We start from the raw sequence: 17,706 nt of genomic DNA on the forward strand, positions 1-17,706 counted from the left end.
GTGGCACGAGTCGCGATCGAGCTCAGGAACCGGTCAGCCGGTTGAAGAGGTCGACGGCGGTCTCGGAGGAGTCGAGCAGGCCACCGACGTGCTTCTTCGTGCCGCGCAGCGGGTCGATGGTCGGCACCCGCTGCAGCGACTCGCGCCCGGGCAGGTCGAAGATGACCGAGTCCCAGCTGGCCGCGGCGACGTTCTCGGAGTACTTCTCCAGGCAGCGGCCGCGGAAGTAGGCCCGGGTGTCGGTCGGCGGCTCGTGCATCGCCTTCTCCACCAGGTCGTCGGTCAGCAGGCGCTGGATACGCCCGGCACGGACGAGACGCTGGTAGAGGCCCTTCTCGGGCCGGATGTCGGCGTACTGCAGGTCGATCAGGTGGAGCTTGGGGTCGTCCCACTCCAGACCGTCGCGGTCGCGGTAGCCGAGGAGGAGCTTGTACTTGGCCACCCAGTCGAGCTCGGTGGCGCACTCCATCGGGTCGCGCTCGAGGCGGTCGAGCACCGACTCCCAGCGCTCCAGGACGTCCTTGGTCTGGTAGTCGGCGTCGGAGCCGTAGCGCTCCTCGACGAACTTCTTGGCCAGGTCCAGATACTCCATCTGCAGCTGGACACCGGTCAGCTTGCGACCGTCCTTGAGCGTGATCAGCGTCTTCAGCGACGGGTCGTGGGAGACCGCGCGCAGCGCCGAGACCGGGCCATCGACGCTGAGGTCGCGGGTGATGTAGCCGTCCTCGATCATGGCGAGCACCAGCGACGTACTCCCGAGCTTGAGGTACGTCGAGATCTCGGCGAGGTTGGCGTCGCCGAGGATCACATGGAGGCGGCGGTACTTCTCCGGATCGGCGTGGGGCTCGTCGCGGGTGTTGATGATCGGCCGCTTGAGCGTGGTCTCGAGCCCGACCTCGACCTCGAAGAAGTCGGCGCGCTGGGAGATCTGGAAGCCGTGCTTGGGGCGCTCCTGGCCGATCCCGACTCGCCCGGCGCCGGCGAAGACCTGCCGGGAGACGAAGAACGGGGTCAGATGCTTGACGATGTCGGCGAACGCGGTCGAGCGGCGCATGAGGAAGTTCTCGTGCGCACCGTAGGAGACACCCTTGTTGTCGGTGTTGTTCTTGTAGAGGTGGATCTGCGGGTTGCCCGGCAGCCGCGCGGCCGCGCGGGAGGCGTCGAGCATCACCTGCTCACCCGCCTTGTCCCAGCGCACCGCGTCGAGCGGGTTGGTCACCTCGGGGCAGGAGAACTCCGGGTGGGCGTGGTCGACGTAGAGCCGCGCACCGTTGGTGAGGATGACGTTGGCCAACCCGAGATCCTCGTCGGTGAGCTGGCTGGGATCGGCCACCTGCCGCGACATGTCGAACCCGCGCGCGTCGCGCAGCGGCGACTCCTCCTCGAAGTCCCAACGCGCTCTCCTCGCCTTCAATGTCGAGGATGCGTACGCATTGACGACCTGGCTCGAGGCCACCATCGGGTTGGCCTGGGGCTGTCCGGCCACGGAAATTCCGTATTCGACCTCCGTGCCCATCACCCGTCGTACGCTCATGCCTGCAAGGCTACCGGCCACGTGCACGAAGGCACGTGAGCATCCACACGCCACGCTGAGGTTTGCCCGAGGTTGTTCGGCTGGGCGGCACCAGGAGGAGACCGCTAGTGAAACGCCATGTCCGGGGGTATGTCGTCGGCGGAAGCGGGTCATGGTGAGGTTGGGCCATGGGAACTCCTGAGATCCGGCGGGCCACCGCCGACGACCTCGACGACATCTTCTCGATCTGCCTGCTCACCGGGGCATCGGGCGAGGACGCCACCGAGTTCTACGACGACCCCCGGCTGCCGGGGAACATCTACGCCGCTCCCTACATCGTGCTGCGTCTCGGGCTCGGGTTCGTGGCGGTCGACTCCGAGGGCGTGGTGGGCTACGTCGTCGGCACCCCGTTCACCCGCGCCTTCGAGAAGGAGTGCGAGGAGGACTGGTGGCCCGCGCTCCGCGTCGTCAACCCCGATCCGGGGCCCGATCACGACCGGAACGACTGGAACGCCCGGCTCCGCTCCCAGATCCACCGCCCGCCACGGATGGTGGGCGAGATCCTCAGCGAGTTCCCGGCACACCTGCACATCAACCTGCTCCCCCGCGCCCAGGGCCAAGGCGTCGGCAAGGAGCTGATCGGAATGATGCTCGGCGCCTTCCACGTCGCCGGCGTACGCGGCGCGCACCTCGGCGTCGCTGCCGGCAACACCCGCGCCATCGGGTTCTACCGGCGCATCGGCTTCACGACCCTCGTCGAGGGCGAGGATTCGATGCTGCTCGGTGTCCAATGGACCGGCGAGATGGAAGAGTGAGCTCCCGTGGGACTCTGGGAGGCGCGGGTGGTGCCACACATCGTGGACCGCACCTGCGGCATCGCGCAGCTCGACCCGCTGCGCGAACAGGCCTGTGACGGTCTCCGTGGCCAGGTCGTCGAGATCGGCTTCGGCAGCGGGCGCAACATCGGCCTCTATCCGGCCGAGGTCACCGAGATCGTGGCCGTCGAGCCCTCCGACGTCGCCTGGCAGCTCTCGGCCTCGCGCCGTTCGGACTCGTCGGTCCCGGTGAACCGCGTCGGGCTCGACGGCGCCCAGCTCCCCCTCGCCGATGCCTCGGTCGACACGGGGCTGGTCACCTTCTCGCTGTGCACCATCCCCGACGTCGCGGGTGCCCTTACCGAGCTGCGCCGCGTCCTGCGTCCCGGCGGCACCCTCGGCTTCCTCGAGCACGGCCTCTCCCCCGATCCCGGCGTCGCCCGCTGGCAGCACCGCCTCGACGGCCTCCAGCAGCGCCTCTTCGGCGGCTGCCACCTCGCCCGCGACATCCCGCGGCTCGTCGAGGCCGCCGGCTTCACCCTCGACCGTCTGGAGCAGTCCTACCTCCCCGGCCCGTCGCTCTCGCGGCCGTGGGGGTATCTCTCGGTCGGGCGCGCGGTTCCTTCGTAAAGGTATGCAGGTGAACGCCCACATCCCTGGCGGAGTTCCGCCCGGGATGTGTCACTTCGTCTGCATACCTTTCGACAGGCTCAGCGCGCGGCGTACGCGTGCGGCGGTCATCGCGGCGTCGGCGAAGTCGCTCCAGATCAGGCGGATCATCGAGAAGCCAGTGATCTCGCGCAGCTCGTCCTCGCGCCGCTTCTCTGCGAAGACGACGTCGCCGGGATCCTGGCCCGGCTCGAGCAGGCGACCGTACTTGATCCGTCCGTCGAACTCGCCCAGCAGCCCGTACTCGGGCCAGGCCCAGTCGGTCACTCCCGCGATCGAGCCGTCGGCTCGACGCACCTCGTACTGAAGCTCCGGCTGCGGTAGGCCGAAGGAACGGAACAGATGCTTGCCGCGCGACTCTCCGATCGAGCCCGACCTTCCGTCCGCGAACGGAACCAGATTTCTCACTCGGTGCATGAACGGCCAGTGCTGCATTATCCCGTACGCGGCCTCCAGGCTGTCTCGATCGAACGTTCCGCTCCGCAGCCCGGCGTCAAGCAGGCACCACGCGGTCTCCGTGTCGACGCGCGATGCCGCTTCGAGCACGCATCGCTCCGGAAGCACCGCCTTCATCCGGTCGGCCTCCACCACCTCATGGCCCAGGCTGAAGCCTTCGTGATGGACGACGTCACCTTCGATCCTGCCGGCGCCGCCGTCGAGACGGGTGACGTGAACCCGGTCGAGCGGCAGGTTCCAGACGTCGATGCCGTGGGCGACCACGCCTGAGGCATGGCTCAGCGCAACAGAGTCGCCGAGCGAGCGCATCACCGCCCGAGCCCTGACGTGATGCTGTGCCACCGGGTCGAGCTCGAGCCACATGGCGCCCGGCGCGTACGCACCGCGGCGAATCCGGTGCCACTCGCCCGAACGTGCCATACGAGTGATGTCCCGCTTCGCGTATCCCACCTCCAGCGCCATCTGGGTGGTGAAGAAGCCGTCTCGCTCGATGAAGTAGTGAAGTGCATCCATGGCCGCAACCCTCACGCGGCGGTTCGAGGCGGGAAAGCCCAATTCCCCCGCCCTGTGGATAACTCCCGATCGAACCGGAGTTTGGACGGCCGGTGGCACAGGCGTACGTCGTGTTCCTTCGTCAAGGTATGCAGGTAAAGGCGCACATCCCCAGCGGAACTCCGCACGGGATGTGTTCCTTCGTCTGCATACCTTGACGAAGGAACACCCCAGCGCCTCAGCGCTTACGCGTACGCAGCGCGTGGGCGACGTTGACGCCGACGAGGCCGACCCAGGAGATCACCAGGGCACCGAGGTTGTCGGTGACGCCGAGGGTGATGCTGATCGGGATGCCGGCGACGGCGGAGCCTGCGCCCAGGACGAACTGGAAGACCGAGGTACGCGACTCGTTGCGCTCGGCGAGAGTGCGGGCGGCGGCGGTGGTGCCCACTCGCTCCTGAACGGTCTTCTCGATGCGATCGGCGAAGCCGGCTACCAGCTCCGCGTCGAACGCATCGCCCAGCTCATGGCGGGTCTCCAGCCCTGCCTCGATGTCCTTGCGCGCCATCTCGTCTGCCACGTCGATCAACCTTAGGGGATCAGATGCCGGGGTCGATGTCCCCGACGTTGTGCTGAATGTTGGTTCGCTCGGTTCGACCGGACAGCGCCGCGACCAGCGCCACGACAGCTGCCACCACGACGACTACGACGAGTGCCACTACTCCGGCCGCGATCAGCAACCACGCTGCCATCTGGCTCCCCAATCTCACCGGCGCGCGAACGCTCAAACACTAGCCCGCGAGCCGCCCACCCGCAGCCGAATAGACTCCGCTACCGGCTTCAGAGGACCACGACGAGCTTCCCGCTGGTCGTGCCCTCCTCCATCCGCTGGTGGGCCTCACGGATCCCGTCGAGGTCGTACGTCGTGTCGATCGGCACCACCGCACGACCGGCCGCCACGTCGTCGAGGAATCCCTGAAGAACGTGGGCCGGGAGATCGTCGGCCTCCCCGGCGTAGGCGGTGAGGCGCACACCTGTGGGGAGATAGTCGATTGGGTAGAACTCCTCGACGGTCCACACGTTCGAGAGCATCCCGGTGAAACAGACCGTGCCGTGGACGCGGGTGGACCGAAGCGTGTCGGGGAGCGTCGGAGTTCCGACCAGCTCGATCGCGCCATCGACCCCTTCAGGAAGCAGGCGCCGCACCTGGGCCGCGACGTCGCCGTCATCGACCAGCACGTCATCGACCCCGATCGCCTCGAGCGCCTCGGCCTTGGTCGCGCTCCGGGTCGTGGCGAGCACGCGAAGACCACCCCGCTTGGCGAGCACAGCTGCCGCCATCCCGACCGAGGAGGTGCCGCCCCGGATGAGAAGACTCTGACCAGGCTCGATGCCGACTCCGACGGTCAGGGAGCCGTACGCCGTCTGCAGCATCTCCGGCACGGCCCCCAACGTCGCCCAGTCGAGGTCGGAGTGGAACGGGATGACCTGTGCGGCCGGGACGCAGGTGTACTCGGCATAGCCGCCGTCGAACGTACGTCCCATCCCACCCATCATCGTCATCACCTGCTGCCCGGGCTCGAACTCGCCGCTCGGCGCAAGATCCACGATGCCGGTGGCTTCGATGCCCAGCACGCGCGGGTACGTCACGGAGTCCCCGGCGAGCCCCAGTCGGGTGTGCAGCTCCGAGCGGTTGAGCCCGAACGCCTTGACCCGGATCCGCACCCAGCCCGGCTCAGGCTCCGGGACAGGCACGTCCCGGACCTGCAGGGCCTCCACCGGTCCGGGCGCCTCCAGCACAACAGCTCGCATGGTCTCGCTCGAGCTCATGAGTCGATCTCCTCTCTGATCCAGGCCCTCTCGGCGGCACTGGTGGCACGGGCGGTCAGCAGCAGCCCGCGACGGTAGGGGTCGCCGACCTCTTCGGCCCGGACCGGGCGGTCACCGTCGTAGAAGAAGCTCGCCGGCGTCTCCAGGAACTCCAGTCGCCGGCGCAGGACCGCGTGCCGATCGGCACGGTCCGGCAGCAGCGACAAGAAGGTGAGCACGACGAAGAACCGGCTCGCGTCGGTGATGTCGTGGCCGTCGGCGGTGCGAATCGCTTCGAGCAGATGAGCCCGCCCGGCATCGGTGAGAGTGAGCGTGTGCCGACCGGCCCGACCACGCCCCGACGCCAACTTCTTGACCACATGGCCGTTGCGCTCGAGCCGGTCGATCGCAGGATAGAGCGTGCCATCGCTGACGCGGCGAGTGTGGCCGTACAGCTGCTCGATCTTCCGTCGCAGCTCGTAGCCGTGCTGGGGCCCTTCGGCCAAGAAGCCGAGGACCATGACGTCGACGATGCTCACACCACGGAACAGTACCTCGATTCGAGGTATTGTCCTAGCGTTCCCGCCTTCGGGATCAACGCCCCGGCGGCGCTCGCATGGCCGCCGACGACAATCGGCCCGCCACCCTTTCGCAGGTGACGGGCCGATGATGCAGTCGACACAGGTTACAGATACTGACCCGTGTTGGAGACCTGCTCGATGGAACGGCCGGGCTCGGTGCCCTGCTTGCCGGTGATGAGCGTACGGATGAAGACGATCTGCGCGAAGGCGCCTCAAGCGCATCGCCAAGCGTGGGGAGACCACGGGAAATGCCCGGAACGCGAGCCCCGTGTTGACACCGTCAACAGGCCTAGAAGTAGGAGGCGATTGAAGCATCGCCACCGAGTCACCGGACAAGGCTGCTGTTTGACGCCGGACGTCACCGCGGGCTCAAGTCCCTCTCAAGTAGTCGTCTGGTGCAGAGTACGCGAGCGCCAAGGCTCGCGGCGAGACCGCATATCGGGGCGAGGTCGCCCTGATCAACTTTCCGACATTCGTTGGCTGCGGGCGGGTCAGACGGAGGCCAGGAAGCTACGGAGGATCTGAGTCGTTTCTGCGGGGAACTGGTCGACGAAGAAGTGTCCGCTGGGCAAGGTCGCCGTGCGCATCTGTGACAGCCGGGCTGACCACACTTCCTCCATGTCGATGAGTCGAGCGATTCCCCGCTCACCCCAAAGCACCAGCGCCGGGCAGTCGACCTTGCGGTGGAGATCGGCCTCGTCCAGGCGTACATCGACATCGCCAGCGGCACGGTAGTCGGCGCCGCTGCCGAAGATGAAGTCGCGATCACGCCAGGATCGCCGGTAGGACGCCAGCTGATCGGGGTCGAAGTCACTCAGCCCCATCGCTCCCCAGCCGGTCAGGCAGCCCTCGAAGAAATGGTCTGGATTGGCCGCGATGATCTCCTCGGGATACGGGGCCGGCTGTTGCAGGAAGTACCAGTGCCAGTACGCCTTTGCCATGGCCGCGTCCACGCGCTCGAACATGTCGTAGGTGGGTGCGATGTCCAACAGAGCGAGCGAACGCACAGCCTCGGGATGGTCGAGGGCCATGCGATGCGCGGTCCGGGCACCGCGGTCGTGGCCGACCACATGGAACCGGTCGAAGCCGAGGGTCCGCATGACATCGACCTGATCCTGCGCCATCTGTCGAAAGCTGTAGTTGGCCAGGTCCTCGTCCTGGACCGGCTTGTCCGAGTCACCGTAGCCACGCAGATCGGCGCAGACCACGGTGTGGTTCGCAGCAAGGGCTGGGGCTACCTGTGCCCACATCGAGAGGTTCTGCGGATAGCCGTGCAAGAGCAGCACGGGACTGCCACTGCCCCCGACGACCGTGTTGATGGTGATCGCGGTGCGGACCGCCTCCCGGCGGAAGTCATCGAACATGACTCACACTCTCCCGTAGTCCCGCACCGCGCGCCGCCCCCATCCGCCCCCAGCCGCCCCCAGCCGCCCAGAAAATCGCTAGGCGTTGACGTCGACGACCGTCCGCCCGCGCACTGTTCCCGCAAGCACCTGCTCGGCCACCTTGGCTGCCTGGCCGAGCGGCACCGTGGTGGTCATCTGCTCGAGCAGGTCTGCGTCGAGGTTCGCGGCCAGCAGATCCCAGGCGTCGTTCCGCTTGGTCTGCGGAGCGTTGACCGAGTCGATCCCGGCCAGGGTGACGCCCCGCAGGATGAACGGAGCCACCGACCCCGGGAAGTCCAGTCCCTGGGCGAGCCCGCAGTTCGCCACCACTCCCCCGTAACGGATCTGGCTGAGCACGTTCACCAGCGTGTGGCTGCCGACGCTGTCGACACCGCCTGCCCATCGCTCGCTCTGGAGTGGTGCCGCAGCCGGCTCCGAAAGCTCCGCGCGCGGGACGATGGTGGATGCGCCCAGCCGGCGCAGGTACGCCTCTTCGGCCGGTCGTCCGGTCGAGGCGTGCACCTCGTAGCCGAGCGCGGCGAGCAGTGCGATCGCCACCGAGCCGACGCCACCAGCCGCGCCCGTGACGATGACCGGTCCGTCCTGGGGCTTCAACCCGTGCTGCTGCAGGGCCACGACGCTGAGGCCAGCGGTGTAGCCCGCGGTGCCGATCGCCATCGCCTGCCAGGTGGTGAACCGCTCAGGTATCCGGGTGATCCACTCTGCGGGTACGCGTGCCTTGGTGGCGAAGCCACCGTTGTGGTTCACGGCCAGCCCCCACCCATTGACGGCGACCGCATCGCCCGGCGAGAACCCGGACTCGGCCGAGGCCTCGACCACGCGGCCGGCAAGGTCGATGCCGGCGACCACCGGGAAGCGCTCGACCACCGGTACAGCACCGGTGACCCCTAGCCCGTCCTTGAAGTTGACCGCCGAGTACTCGACCGCGATCGTGACATCGCCGTCTCCGATGTCCTCGTCGGGGATCTCGGTGAGCTCGGCGCGCTGGCCGGCGTCGTCCTTCAGGATCTGTACTGCTCTCATCTGGTCTCCTTGGAGGGTGCTTGGTCGGCCCCGGGCTGCTGTCCGAGGCCCGAAGGGCGGGCGACGGTCACGCGAGGCAGAAGCCGGCGTCGATCTTGAACTCGAGGCCGGTGACGAAACGGGCCTCGTCCGAGACGAGGAACAGCACTGCTTCGCTGACGTCCTGGGCGTCGACCCATGGGGTCGGCATCGGGTTCAGCGTCGCGAAGACCTCGGCCGCCTGCTCACGTGTCGGGGAGTCGATGTGGGGCACGAACAGCTTGTGCACGGCGTCGTTCTGCACCATGGGGGTGTCCGCGATGCTGGGGTTGACGGTGTTGACCCGGATCTTTTCTGCGGCAAGTTCGAGGGCCATGACCCTCATCAGGCCGATGACACCGGACTTCGCAGCGACGTAGTGGGCCATGTTCGGCATCGCCCTGATGCCGAGCGCGGAGCTGGTCAAGACGATCGATCCTCCCGCGCCTCCTGCTCGGATGTGCGGGATCGCGGCCTTGGCGGCATGGTAGACACCGGTGAGGTTGACGTCGATCATGTCTCGCCAGCTCTGCTCCGGCAGGGCTTCGGTCGGGCCCGCCGAGAGGATCCCGGCGTTCGCCACGGCGATGTCGAGCCGTCCGAGTTCCGCGACCCCGTCCGCCACGGCCGCCTCGAGTGCCGAGAAGTCCCTCACGTCGGCGTGGCTCGCCACGATCTTGCGGCCGAGGCCCTGGACGAGGTTCACCGTCTCCTTCAGGTCGGCCTCGGTCGCCAGGGGGTACGGCACGGAGTCGATCGGTTCGCAGATGTCGACCGCGATGATGTCGGCTCCCTCTGAGGCCAGCCGGACGGCATGTGCCCTGCCCTGTCCCCGGGCTGCCCCGGTGATGAAGGCGACCTTGCCTTCGACGCGTCCAGTCATGTTGTGCTCCTTGGTTGTGTGGATGAGTCCTGGATCAGTTCTTGTTGGCGAAGCCACCGTCGACCGTCAGAGTCGTCCCGGTGACGTAGCGGCCGTCGTCGGAGACGAGGTAGAGGACCGCGTTGGTGACGTCCTCGACCGAGACGAGGCCGACCGGCATCGCGTTGGTGACGTGCGAGACGAGCTCGGGGTTCGCCTCGAGGAAGGCGTCGATCGACGGGGTGACGATCATGGGCGTCTCCACCCCGGTCGGGTGCACGGTGTTCACCCGGATGGAGTGGGCTGCCAGATTGTTGGCATAGGACCGCATCAGCCCGACCAGGCCGTGCTTCGAGGCGACGTACGCGAGTGACCCCCGGGACGGCCCCAGGATTCCGCGCAGACCTGCCGTCGAGCTGGTCAGCACGATGGCCCCGCCGGCGCCGCGCTCGATCATCGACGGCACGACTGTCTCCAGGGTGTTGAAGACGCCGGTGAGGTTGATGTCGATCGTGTCCTTCCACGCCTCGTGCGGCTGGTCCACCGCGAACAGGGCGACCCCCGCGTTGGCGATGACGATGTCCACGGGGCCGATCTCAGCGACTCCCTCCCGGAACGCCTCCTCGAGCTGCTGCTCGTCACGTACGTCCACCTCGATGACGATCGCCCGACGACCCAGTGCCTCGACTGCCTTGCGGGTCTCGACCAGGTCCTCGGACGTGGCCAGGTCGTAGCGCGCGGACGGCAGCTGCTTGCACATGTCCAGCGCGATGATGTCGGCGCCCTCCGCTGCCAGTCGCAGCGCATGGCCACGGCCCTGTCCGCGGGCCGCCCCGGTGATGAACGCGACCTTGTTCTCGACTCGTCCCATGAGCTTCTCCTCGTTGTTCGAACCGAACGGGATCGGCCATTCGTGGCCGTTCCGTGTGAAAGCGAGGCGTCGTGGCTGCGGTGCAGCCCGGCGTCGTGGTCGATCAGCGCGCTGCCTGGGCCTCCACCGCACCAAAGGCCTCCCGAAGGCGGTCGACGACATCGGGGTCCTCGATCGTCGGAGGCACCTGGACCGGCCCTCCGGTGGCGAGGTCGCGGAGCGTGCGACGAAGGATCTTCCCCGAGCGGGTCTTCGGAAGCTGGTCGACGACCAGGACCGTGCGGAACGACGCAACCGCGCCTATCCGCTCACGGACCATCGCCACCAGCTCGCCCGCGATGGCTGCCGGGTCGCGGTCTGCGCCTGTCTTGAGCACGACCAGTCCCGTCGGCAGCTCGCCCTTCAGCGGATCGGGTGCACCGATCACCGCGCACTCGGCGACATCGGGATGGGCGGCCAGCACCTCCTCCATCGCACCCGTGGACAAGCGATGCCCGGCCACGTTGATGATGTCGTCAGTGCGGCCGAGCACCCAGACGTCACCGTCCCCGTCGACGCGCCCGGCGTCTCCCGTGCGGTACCAGCCCGGAAAGTCCTCCAGGTACGACGTCCGGTAGCCCTCGTCGTCGCCCCACAACGTGGGTGCGCATCCCGGTGGGAGCGGAAGCCGGATCGCGAGATTGCCGGTCTCCCCCGCGGCCAACGGGCTGCCGAGATCGTCGAGCGCAGCGACCTCGAACCCCGGGCTCGGTCGTCCACCGGAGCCGGGCTTGAACGGGGTCAACTCTCCACCGCGGAACCGGGCCGTGATCGGCCAGCCGGTCTCGGTCTGCCACCAGTTGTCGATGACAGGTCGGTCGAGCTGCTCCTGCAACCAGATCGCGGTCGGGGGGTCACAGCGCTCGCCGGCCAGGAACACCGCCTGCAGCGAGGACAGGTCGTGTTCCGCCTTCAGGTCCAGCTCCGGGTCCTGACGCCTGATCGCCCGAATGGCGGTGGGTGCGGTGAAGAGGACATTGACCCGGTGTCGCTCGATCACCCGCCAGAACGCGGCAGCGTCCGGGGTACCGACCGGCTTGCCCTCGTACATCACCGAGGTCAGCCCGGCGAGCAGCGGCGCGTAGACGATGTAGGAATGCCCGACCACCCACCCGACGTCAGAGGCGGCCCAGTACACATCTCCTTCGCTGAGTCCGAAGATCGTCGGGATCGAGGCGGCGAGGGCGACCGCGTGCCCGCCGTTGTCGCGGACGATGCCCTTCGGCCGACCCGTCGTGCCCGAGGTGTGCAGGATGTACAGCGGGTCCGTCGCCTGCACGGGCACCGGATCGTGCGGGCTCGCCGCCGCCTCCGCGGCCAGCAGATCGTGGTCACGACCCGCCATCAGCTCCGCCGGCGCCTGCGGACGCTGGAGCACGAAGCACGCCTCCGGGCGATGGCGCGCCAGCGTGAGCGCCTCGTCGAGCACCGGCTTGTACTCCACCACCCTGCCCGGCTCCAGTCCGCACGATGCCGCGATCACGACGCGTGGAGCGGTGGCGTCGATCCGCGTCGCCAGCTCGGAGGACGCGAACCCGCCGAACACCACCGAGTGGACAGCGCCGAGCCGCGCGCACGCCAACATCGCGATCGCCGCCTCAGGGACCATCGGCATGTAGATGACCACCCGATCGCCCCGGCCCACTCCCACGGCAGCGAGGGCACCGGCCAGCTTGGCGACCCGGTCGCGAAGCTCGCGGTAGGTGTGGGTGACGACCTCACCGGTCATCGCGCTGTCCCAGACGAGCGCCGGGCGGTCACCAGCACCTGCCTCGACGTGACGATCCAGGCAGTTGTAGCTCGTGTTCAGCCGGCCGTCGGGAAACCAGCGGCCGTACGGACCGGCGGCCGCGTCGAAGACCTCAGACGGCGCCGTCTCCCAGGCGATCCGAGAGGCCTGCTCTCGCCAGTAGCCGAGCGGGTCGTCTCGCCAGCCCTGGTAGAGGCTGCCATGGTCGGTCATCGAGACGCTTCCGCGTCCTGGGCGCCGAGGAACCGGTTGACCTGAGCCGCAACGGTCTCAGGGTGCTGCTGGTGGGGCGCGTGGCCGGCCTGGGGGTAGATCGCCAGCTGGGCGTTGGGCAGCTCGCGATACAGCAGCCACTCGTTCTTCAAGGGGAAGAAGTGGTCGTCGTCCCCGTTGATGATGAGCGCCGGCTGACGCAGTTCGGCAAGACGCGCAAAGTGGTCGGTCTTGCCGCCCATGTAGTCCAGGATCAGGCCCACCATGGCCTGGATGGTCTCTTCGGAGACCGGCGGTTCCCGATCCGTACGCAACGCGTGGCGCTCGATGTAGGCCTGGGTCTCGGCGTCACGACCTTCTGCGAAGAAGAGGTAGCGGACGTCCTCGAAGGCGTACTCGGGCTTCAGGGCGATCTCGAAGACGATGTCCGTGGGCGGATCGGTCTCGGCGTTACCGCCGGGCCCCGTGCCGATCAGCACGACCTTGCGCACCAGCTCGGGCGCAGCCATGGCGATCGCCTGGGCGACGAATCCGCCCATCGAGAAGCCCAGTACGTCGACGCTTCCGAGGCCCAGTGCACGCACGAACGAGGCCGCGTTGCGAGCCTTCTCGTCAACGCTCGTCGCCGGCACTCCCGTCGACGAACCGACCGCCGCGTCACTGAACAGGATCACGTGCCGCTCCGCGGCCATGGCGTCCACGAAGGCCGGGTCCCAGTCGTCCAAGGTCCCCCGGAACCTGTGCAGGAACACCAGAGGCGTCGCGTCCACCGGCTGCGCCGGACCGAGTTCGCGGTAGGCATACCGCACACCGTCGACCTCGACGTACTTCGTTTCGATCTCCACCGAGCGGTACTTGCTGTCAATCACCAAAGAGCTCACAACACACCTCGTTCGCTTGAAGGACTGGTAACGAGTGGAATGTAACGCTCGTCACTACCATGACGCAAGTGACTACGATCATGGAACTTTTTCGGAAGCGATGACGCGGGCACTGAAGCGCACCACTCGGGTAGACTTCCATCATGGAACGCACAAGCTTCGAAGGTATGAGTTGTCCGGTCGCACTAGCCCTGGAGCGGGTCGGCGAGTGGTGGAGCATCCTGATCCTGAGAGACGCCACGCATGGCCTCACCCGGTTCGAGCAGTTCCAGAAGAGCCTCGGCATCTCGCCCAACTCGCTCTCTCGCAGGCTCGCCGCCCTCGTTGATGCCGGCCTCCTCGAACGGCGCCGATACAACGAGCGGCCTCCCCGCGACGAGTACGTGCTCACCGAAGCCGGGCACGCCTTCCGTCCGGTACTGATCGCGCTGTATGCCTGGGGCAACCAGCACTATCCGCCGGAGGCAGTGAACGTCCTCCTGGTCGACAGCGAGACCGAAGCCGAGGTCGACCCCGTGCTGGTCGATCGCTCGACCGGCAAGCCGCTTGACGAGGAACACACGTCATTCCGGCCCGGACCTGCCGCCGACGACCGACTCCGTGCCGTGCTCGAAACCCGGTCGGCGTCGTAAGCAACGAGCCATTGTCCTCTACGGACGTTCTTCGGCAGCAACCAGAACCTGTCCCCAACGCAAAGTAATTGCGGATCGCTCCATGGCCCCTTGTTCACATGGCGCTCATCACATTATGGTCATACTGCAATCGACAGCACTACGGCCCGCCGAGCACGACCAGGCGTTCCATGAACCGCCAAGGAGCAGCATCCGATGTTCAACTTGTCCGTCCTCCTCGAGGACTCCGCCCGTAGGTACCCTCGGCGTGACGCCCTGGTGTTCGGGGGAACTCGCCTGACCTACGCGCAGGTCGATGCGGCCGCCAACCAGGTGGCAAATCTCCTCATCGACCGGGGCATCCAACCCGGCGACAAGGTCGCGCTCAGCAGCCCCAACATCGCCTGGTTTCCCATCGTCTACTACGGGGCTCTCAAGGCCGGCGCGGTCATCGTCCCGCTCAACATTCTCCTGAAGTCGCGCGAGATCGCCTACCACCTCTCCGACTCCGAGGCCGTGGCGTACTTCTGCTTCGAAGGCACCCCAGAACTCCCGGTCGGGACCGAAGGACACAGCGGATTCCAGGCATCGAGCGCCAGCCACTTCTTCCTCATCACCGCGGATCCGGCCGCTCCCAGCCCGATCGAGGGAGTCGAGACACTCGGCCAGGCATTGGCGTCCATGCCCGTGCAGTTCGAGTCGGTTGCGACTGAGGCGACCGATACCGCCTGCATCCTCTACACCAGCGGAACCACTGGAAGCCCGAAGGGCGCCGAGCTCTCGCATGCCAACACGGCCTTCAACGCATTGACCTGCAACCGGCTGTTCTCCAGCGAACCGGCGACCGACACCCACGTCCTGGCACTGCCGTTGTTCCACACCTTCGGAGCCACCGTGCAGATGCACGCCGGCTTCTCGATGGCAGCAACCCTGCACCTGGTGCCCCGCTTCGATGCGCGACAGGTCATCGACCTCATGCAGCGCGAGTCGATCACCTTCTTCGCCGGCGTACCGACCATGTGGTGGGGCCTGCTGGAAGCATTGACCGACGACGTCGACGTGACACGGATCGCGCAGAACCTCCGCATCGGAGTGTCCGGTGGCTCCAGCCTGCCGGTGGACATCATCAATCGCGCCCAGCAGAAGCTCGGGGTGCAGATCCTCGAGGGCTATGGCCTGTCGGAGACTTCGCCGGTCGTCACCTTCAGCGACCCGGACCGCGATCCGCGACCAGGATCGATCGGCATTCCCGTCTGGGGCGTCGAGGTCAAGCTGATCGACCAAGACTGGAACGAGGTCACCCAGGTCGGCGAGATCGGCGAGATCGCCACCCGCGGACACCACGTGATGAAGGGCTACTACAACCGGGTCGAGGCGACCGCCGAGGTGATGCGTAACGGCTGGTTCCGCACCGGCGATCTGGCCCGTAAGGACAAGGACGGCTTCTACTACGTCGTCGACCGCTCCAAGGACATGATCATCCGGGGCGGTTTCAACGTGTACCCCCGCGAGATCGAAGAAGTCCTCATGAGCCACCCGGACATCAGCCTCGCCACCGTCATCGGCATTCCCCACGAGAGCCACGGCGAAGAGGTCAAGGCGTTCGTCATCCTCAACGCGGGAGCCGAGGCGACCAGCGAGGACCTGGTCCGCTGGGCAAAGGAGCAGATGGCCGCGTACAAGTACCCGCGGATCATCGAAGTCGCCAGCTCTCTGCCCATGACCGCCACAGGGAAGATCCTCAAGCGCGAGCTGCGTTGACGGGACCGAGAGCAGGGATACCACCGGCAACCTGCTCCGCGCGGGGCCTCCTTGACACCGCTACTGAGCGCGCTCATGATTGAGTGGGCTCGGGCGGCATGAGGTCCTCGATCCAGGACTTGGGTTCAGGGCTTCCCATTCCTGCGCCGCTGAGCACGCGACTGGATACGTCGCGACACCCATGACAACGCAGCCGGCAACACCGGCCCCCGAAGGGGACAACATCATGAGCACCACCGGCGAACCCGCCATCACCTCGTACGCGAAAGCCCCTGCCAAGACCGTCACCGCGGGAGATGTCACGTTCGCCTACCGCGAGCTCGGACCGACGGGCGGCATCCCCGTCGTGTTCTTCGTGCACCTCGCCGCAACCCTGGACAACTGGGACCCGCGCATCGTCGACGCCATCGCGAAGACCCGACACGTCATCACCTTCGACCAGCGAGGCGTCGGCGCGTCCTCCGGAACCGTCCCGGACACCCTGGAGGAAGCCGCCGACGACGCCTACACGTTCATCACCGCGCTCGGCTTCGACAAGGTAGACGTCTTCTCCTTCTCCATGGGCGGGATGATCGCCCAAGATCTCATCGTCAAGCACCCCGACCTGGTCCGCAAGCTCGTGCTGACCGGCACGGGGCCGCGCGGCGGCGAGAACATCGACAAGGTCGTGGGCGTCACCTACTGGGACATCTTTCGGTCCGTGATCACACGGTCTGACCCGAAGGAGTTCCTCTTCTTCAACCGCGACAAGGTTGGCAAGCAGGCTGGGAAGGCGTTCGTGGAACGCCTCAAGGAGCGCACCGCCGACCGCGACAAGAAGATCAGCAACAAGGCGTTCAGTACGCAACTGAAGGCCATCCAGCGATTCGGTCGCTCGGAACCGTCGGATCTGGCCGTGATCACCCAGCCGACGCTGATCGCCAACGGCGACAACGACCGGATGGTGCCCTCCGTGCTCTCCGAGGACCTGCACAAGAGGATCGCGGGCAGCGAGCTGATCATCTACCCGAACTCGGGCCACGGTGGCATCTTCCAGTACTGGCAGGAGTTCGCTCCGGTCGCCGCAAAGTTCCTCGCGCCGTGAACGACGTCCCCGACAGCACACGAGGAACGGAAGGCATCACCATGAGCAAGGCCACCACGAAGACACCGGACGTCTCGAAGCACTTCAGCTCCTCGATCCTGTTGTGGATGCGCACCGATCAGCCCCGCCAGACCGGCATGGACTACTGGAAGGGCCCTCACTCCGGCATCATCGCCAACACTCCGGGGCAGCTCGAGTACCGGCAGATCCACCTCGCCGAGGCCAACCCGGGCCGCTGGCCCGCCACGCCAGGAGTCGAGACTGCGATCCCGGTCGACCGGAAGATCGACGGCATCGCCGAAGTCACCTTCGAGAGCCCACTGTCCCCACTGGCCGGCCGCAAGCAGACCGCACTCGCCTATGAGGACGAGATCAACGTGTTCCGCCGCACCCTTCTCTACGCCGGCCCACCCAACTCTTCCCGCTGGTACGACGTCGCTCCGGGAGACAGGCCTGGGTCACGCGCGGTCGTCTACCTACGCCGCCACTCGGACGCCGGAACGATCGACTTCCACCGCTTCGTCAAGAAAGGCCTCGTGCCCGCTCTCGCCGGGACGGGAGTCCTGAAGGAGCTGCGCACGCAGGTGTTCCTGCCGTGGAGCGAGAAGCTCTGGGACACCCCGAACGTCGCCCATGACAACCCCGGCGATCAACACCTGCACGCTTCCGTCATCCTCGGCTTCGCCGACGACGTCGCCCGCGACGCGTTCTTCACCGGCACCCAGGTCGGCGACCTCACCGATCTGATGGTCCCGTACGTCTCGGCGATCCACGCGTACGACGTCGCCGCCACACTGACCTATGTGAAGGACGGCGAGGTCCTGCCCCACTACGAGAGCTGACGTGCCGAGG

General features: G+C 66.9%; 18 protein-coding genes. 6 read left to right on the forward strand and 12 right to left on the reverse strand.

Annotated elements, in window-relative coordinates; all coding sequences use genetic code 11:
* Positions 1–22 precede the first annotated feature (22 nt).
* Positions 23–1,534, reverse strand: a complete 1,512-nt coding sequence (dop, locus tag OG801_RS01415; protein ID WP_355021332.1) for a depupylase/deamidase Dop — start codon at positions 1,532–1,534, stop codon at positions 23–25.
* A gap of 167 nt (positions 1,535–1,701) precedes the next feature.
* Here dop and OG801_RS01420 point away from each other — a divergent pair, with 167 nt between their 5' ends.
* Together OG801_RS01420 and OG801_RS01425 are read left to right on the forward strand one after the other, a co-directional pair.
* On the forward strand, positions 1,702–2,328 hold the full coding sequence (locus OG801_RS01420) for a GNAT family N-acetyltransferase (protein WP_406033091.1): 627 nt from the start codon (positions 1,702–1,704) through the stop codon (positions 2,326–2,328).
* Positions 2,329–2,334: 6 nt separating this feature from the next.
* Positions 2,335–2,958, forward strand: a complete 624-nt coding sequence (locus OG801_RS01425; protein WP_406033092.1) for a class I SAM-dependent methyltransferase — start codon at positions 2,335–2,337, stop codon at positions 2,956–2,958.
* Between the two features lie 51 nt (positions 2,959–3,009).
* On the opposite strand, the gene OG801_RS01430 is transcribed toward OG801_RS01425, so the two are convergent.
* The 11 genes from OG801_RS01430 to OG801_RS01480 form a co-directional block, all read right to left on the reverse strand.
* Positions 3,010–3,966 carry a type IV toxin-antitoxin system AbiEi family antitoxin domain-containing protein gene (locus OG801_RS01430; RefSeq protein WP_406033094.1) on the reverse strand — a complete coding sequence of 319 codons (957 nt, stop codon included), beginning with the start codon at positions 3,964–3,966 and terminating at the stop codon, positions 3,010–3,012.
* Positions 3,967–4,183: 217 nt separating this feature from the next.
* Complete coding sequence (locus OG801_RS01435) at positions 4,184–4,525, reverse strand: hypothetical protein (protein ID WP_355021328.1); 342 nt, start codon at positions 4,523–4,525, stop codon at positions 4,184–4,186.
* A gap of 19 nt (positions 4,526–4,544) precedes the next feature.
* Positions 4,545–4,697, reverse strand: a complete 153-nt coding sequence (locus tag OG801_RS01440) for a hypothetical protein (RefSeq protein ID WP_355021327.1) — start codon at positions 4,695–4,697, stop codon at positions 4,545–4,547.
* Between the two features lie 88 nt (positions 4,698–4,785).
* Complete coding sequence (locus OG801_RS01445; RefSeq protein ID WP_406033097.1) at positions 4,786–5,775, reverse strand: zinc-binding dehydrogenase; 990 nt, start codon at positions 5,773–5,775, stop codon at positions 4,786–4,788.
* Positions 5,772–6,293, reverse strand: coding sequence for a PadR family transcriptional regulator (locus OG801_RS01450; RefSeq protein ID WP_406033099.1), 522 nt, complete (start codon positions 6,291–6,293; stop codon positions 5,772–5,774). The genes OG801_RS01445 and OG801_RS01450 overlap by 4 nt, the downstream gene beginning before the upstream one ends.
* A 533-nt stretch (positions 6,294–6,826) precedes the next feature.
* The gene (locus tag OG801_RS01455; RefSeq protein ID WP_406033101.1) at positions 6,827–7,699 is read right to left on the reverse strand and encodes an alpha/beta fold hydrolase; all 873 of its coding nucleotides are present in this window, start codon (positions 7,697–7,699) and stop codon (positions 6,827–6,829) included.
* Positions 7,700–7,777: 78 nt separating this feature from the next.
* A complete protein-coding gene (locus OG801_RS01460; protein ID WP_406033103.1) occupies positions 7,778–8,764 on the reverse strand; it encodes an MDR family oxidoreductase in 987 nt (328 codons plus the stop codon).
* Between the two features lie 67 nt (positions 8,765–8,831).
* A complete protein-coding gene (locus OG801_RS01465) occupies positions 8,832–9,665 on the reverse strand; it encodes a mycofactocin-coupled SDR family oxidoreductase (RefSeq protein ID WP_406033104.1) in 834 nt (277 codons plus the stop codon).
* A gap of 34 nt (positions 9,666–9,699) precedes the next feature.
* Positions 9,700–10,515: a mycofactocin-coupled SDR family oxidoreductase gene (locus OG801_RS01470; RefSeq protein ID WP_406033106.1), complete on the reverse strand. Its 816-nt coding sequence runs from the start codon at positions 10,513–10,515 to the stop codon at positions 9,700–9,702.
* Between the two features lie 103 nt (positions 10,516–10,618).
* Positions 10,619–12,517 carry an AMP-binding protein gene (locus tag OG801_RS01475; protein ID WP_406033108.1) on the reverse strand — a complete coding sequence of 633 codons (1,899 nt, stop codon included), beginning with the start codon at positions 12,515–12,517 and terminating at the stop codon, positions 10,619–10,621.
* Positions 12,514–13,386, reverse strand: a complete 873-nt coding sequence (locus tag OG801_RS01480; RefSeq protein WP_406033110.1) for an alpha/beta fold hydrolase — start codon at positions 13,384–13,386, stop codon at positions 12,514–12,516. Before OG801_RS01480 ends, OG801_RS01475 begins: the two co-directional genes overlap by 4 nt.
* 155 nt (positions 13,387–13,541) lie before the next feature.
* Here OG801_RS01480 and OG801_RS01485 point away from each other — a divergent pair, with 155 nt between their 5' ends.
* The 4 genes from OG801_RS01485 (at position 13,542) to OG801_RS01500 (ending at position 17,696) form a co-directional block, all read left to right on the forward strand.
* Positions 13,542–14,030 carry a helix-turn-helix domain-containing protein gene (locus tag OG801_RS01485; protein ID WP_350843586.1) on the forward strand — a complete coding sequence of 163 codons (489 nt, stop codon included), beginning with the start codon at positions 13,542–13,544 and terminating at the stop codon, positions 14,028–14,030.
* Positions 14,031–14,225: 195 nt separating this feature from the next.
* The gene (locus tag OG801_RS01490; RefSeq protein ID WP_406033112.1) at positions 14,226–15,770 is read left to right on the forward strand and encodes a long-chain-fatty-acid--CoA ligase; all 1,545 of its coding nucleotides are present in this window, start codon (positions 14,226–14,228) and stop codon (positions 15,768–15,770) included.
* A 226-nt stretch (positions 15,771–15,996) separates the two neighbouring features.
* Positions 15,997–16,854, forward strand: a complete 858-nt coding sequence (locus OG801_RS01495) for an alpha/beta fold hydrolase (RefSeq protein WP_406033113.1) — start codon at positions 15,997–15,999, stop codon at positions 16,852–16,854.
* Positions 16,855–16,895: 41 nt separating this feature from the next.
* Positions 16,896–17,696: a hypothetical protein gene (locus OG801_RS01500; protein ID WP_406033115.1), complete on the forward strand. Its 801-nt coding sequence runs from the start codon at positions 16,896–16,898 to the stop codon at positions 17,694–17,696.
* The last annotated feature ends 10 nt before the right edge of the window (positions 17,697–17,706 follow it).

This window comes from Nocardioides sp. NBC_00163, from assembly GCF_045206295.1.
GTDB lineage: Bacteria > Actinomycetota > Actinomycetes > Propionibacteriales > Nocardioidaceae > Nocardioides.

What these genes read in the sequence shown, in the direction of transcription:
- OG801_RS01490 (WP_406033112.1), top strand. Translation starts at nt 14,226, where the DNA reads ATGTTCAACTTGTCCGTCCTCCTCGAGGACTCCGCCCGTAGGTACCCT.
- OG801_RS01470 (WP_406033106.1), bottom strand. Translation starts at nt 10,515, where the DNA reads ATGGGACGAGTCGAGAACAAGGTCGCGTTCATCACCGGGGCGGCCCGC.
- OG801_RS01465 (WP_406033104.1), bottom strand. Translation starts at nt 9,665, where the DNA reads ATGACTGGACGCGTCGAAGGCAAGGTCGCCTTCATCACCGGGGCAGCC.
- dop (WP_355021332.1), bottom strand. Translation starts at nt 1,534, where the DNA reads ATGAGCGTACGACGGGTGATGGGCACGGAGGTCGAATACGGAATTTCC.
- OG801_RS01430 (WP_406033094.1), bottom strand. Translation starts at nt 3,966, where the DNA reads ATGGATGCACTTCACTACTTCATCGAGCGAGACGGCTTCTTCACCACC.
- OG801_RS01460 (WP_406033103.1), bottom strand. Translation starts at nt 8,764, where the DNA reads ATGAGAGCAGTACAGATCCTGAAGGACGACGCCGGCCAGCGCGCCGAG.
- OG801_RS01500 (WP_406033115.1), top strand. Translation starts at nt 16,896, where the DNA reads ATGAGCAAGGCCACCACGAAGACACCGGACGTCTCGAAGCACTTCAGC.
- OG801_RS01420 (WP_406033091.1), top strand. Translation starts at nt 1,702, where the DNA reads ATGGGAACTCCTGAGATCCGGCGGGCCACCGCCGACGACCTCGACGAC.
- OG801_RS01485 (WP_350843586.1), top strand. Translation starts at nt 13,542, where the DNA reads ATGGAACGCACAAGCTTCGAAGGTATGAGTTGTCCGGTCGCACTAGCC.
- OG801_RS01445 (WP_406033097.1), bottom strand. Translation starts at nt 5,775, where the DNA reads ATGAGCTCGAGCGAGACCATGCGAGCTGTTGTGCTGGAGGCGCCCGGA.
- OG801_RS01455 (WP_406033101.1), bottom strand. Translation starts at nt 7,699, where the DNA reads ATGTTCGATGACTTCCGCCGGGAGGCGGTCCGCACCGCGATCACCATC.
- OG801_RS01495 (WP_406033113.1), top strand. Translation starts at nt 15,997, where the DNA reads ATGAGCACCACCGGCGAACCCGCCATCACCTCGTACGCGAAAGCCCCT.
- OG801_RS01475 (WP_406033108.1), bottom strand. Translation starts at nt 12,517, where the DNA reads ATGACCGACCATGGCAGCCTCTACCAGGGCTGGCGAGACGACCCGCTC.
- OG801_RS01440 (WP_355021327.1), bottom strand. Translation starts at nt 4,697, where the DNA reads ATGGCAGCGTGGTTGCTGATCGCGGCCGGAGTAGTGGCACTCGTCGTA.